The sequence below is a fragment of the Microcystis sp. LE19-84.1B genome (assembly GCF_027531875.1).
Taxonomy (GTDB): Bacteria; Cyanobacteriota; Cyanobacteriia; order Cyanobacteriales; family Microcystaceae; genus Microcystis; species Microcystis panniformis.
In genome coordinates this window covers 1-1,779 of sequence record NZ_JAPZSR010000297.1, presented here as the reverse complement: position 1 = coordinate 1,779, position 1,779 = coordinate 1, and the positions used below count along the sequence as shown (strand labels likewise).

At 40.4% G+C, this 1,779-nt stretch carries 2 protein-coding genes; both read right to left on the bottom strand.

Translation table 11 applies throughout. The features are described 5' to 3' along the window. Positions 1–177: gas vesicle structural protein GvpA (gene gvpA, locus O9324_RS16825; protein WP_288140785.1), on the bottom strand; the 177-nt coding region annotated here is incomplete at its 3' end. A gap of 373 nt (positions 178–550) precedes the next feature. Next, positions 551–793: a gas vesicle structural protein GvpA gene (gene gvpA, locus O9324_RS16820; protein WP_425311603.1), complete on the bottom strand. Its 243-nt coding sequence runs from the start codon at positions 791–793 to the stop codon at positions 551–553. Between the last annotated feature and the right edge of the window lie 986 nt (positions 794–1,779).

Sequence of the window (1,779 nt, the reverse complement as noted above, 5' to 3'; positions counted from 1 at the left end):
TTCAGCATATTTGAGGTAGGTTTCAACCGAAGCGATGACTACACGAGCTTCAATCGCTAATAATTCGATGCCCACCAGAGATACGCGAGCCCAGGCATCAATAACGATACCTTTGTCAAGGATGCGATCAATAACTTCAGCCAAGCTAGAGGAAGAGTTGGTTTTTTCGACTGCCATGGTAATAGACCTTGTTTGTTAGTTGTATAGAAAGTGTACAGTGCTGATCCCAAAATTTATCTATCGAGCTACCGCATCTCAGGGGCGCAGCTTCCACTCCAAAAATGACTTTCTATTCCGAAAAATAGTGAGTCTCATAATCTGGTGATAGGGGGTAAACCTAGCTACAAAGGACAAAATCACGTTTACAAAAATAATTTGTATGGGTCTAGCTTTGTTTTCGCTATCCGTTGCCGTGTCAACCTGATCATTTATAGACTATTGCGCCCCAAGAGAGGGGTAACTAAACTCAATAGGGATCAAAGAAAAGCTAAGAATCTGCAAAACCCTGTAGGGTTTTCACTGAGCAGATGGGAGAATCTGGGAGCAATCCTTAAGCAGGAACCGCCGCAGATTGAGTCAGACCAACGGCTTCAGCATATTTGAGGTAGGTTTCAACCGAAGCGATAACTACACGAGCTTCAATCGCTAATAATTCGATGCCCACCAGAGATACGCGAGCCCAGGCATCAATAACGATACCTTTGTCAAGGATACGATCAATAACTTCAGCCAAGCTAGAGGAAGAGTTGGTTTTTTCAACTGCCATGGTAATAGACCTTTTTGTTGTTTTCATAGAAAGTGTACAGTGCTGAAATCATGGAGGATTCAGAAATCCATTTCGTTTTTCTGCCTTCATTACTCCCGCATCTTTAAAGATAGCAGCCTTGTTTTGTCGTTGTCAATAGCTAATCTCAATTTTTTTAGTTAAGAAATGTAAGATATTTGGGTTAAGAAATGTAGTCAATTCTCATTTTTGGGGTTAAGAAATGTAATCAATTCTCAGAAAAGGCGCACCTATGCTTTCATTATTAAGCGATCGCTGGCTCTAGCCAATATCTTACATAGAACGAATCAACTAATAGTAAAAGCCTCGCAAAGCAAGGCTTTTAGGCGCTTAAGGCACAAATGTATTGAAATTTTAGTTTTAACGTTCGCTATCTTAGGTGTTATTTGCGCGGACCAGGGATGAACAGACTTGACAATCTAGCCATCACAATGGGAAGGTGTGTGATGGGAAATTCTTGCTTCACAGAAACCTGCTTTTTGAGAGAGTCCCAACGAGTCTTACAGTCTCTCCACAAGCTTAAACTTCCGACTGCCCATCAACATTTGTTGACAGGATTCTTATTCCTTCTGATTTTAAATTCTTGGCTGCATTCGTGATAGGTCTTGCATTCTGGACTTATTCATTTTTATATCTGGACTTCCCCCATACATAAATACTAAAAAATTAACAAAACCCTTACTGCAGGTCGCTTCTAAGAAAAAATTGAAAAGAGGCTACTGGGTACATTTTTTACTTGAAAATGGCTGTACCGTTGACTGTATCTAGAGTAGAGCGATTCCGTAGAGTTGGCTGTATAGTGATCGCTAACCTGATTGTAACAGATGGTGTCATTAATCTCTAGAGTCAGCGATTCCCTCTGTAGCCATGTTTTTGCTGGTTTTCTGCCCCGAAACAAGCTATAATGGTCTAAAGGTCAAATTTGAAAATTTTTGCCTCAAACCCTATCTGCGTAAGAACTTCAGGATTTTGTGTCCAGTAGTTCATTAGTATTT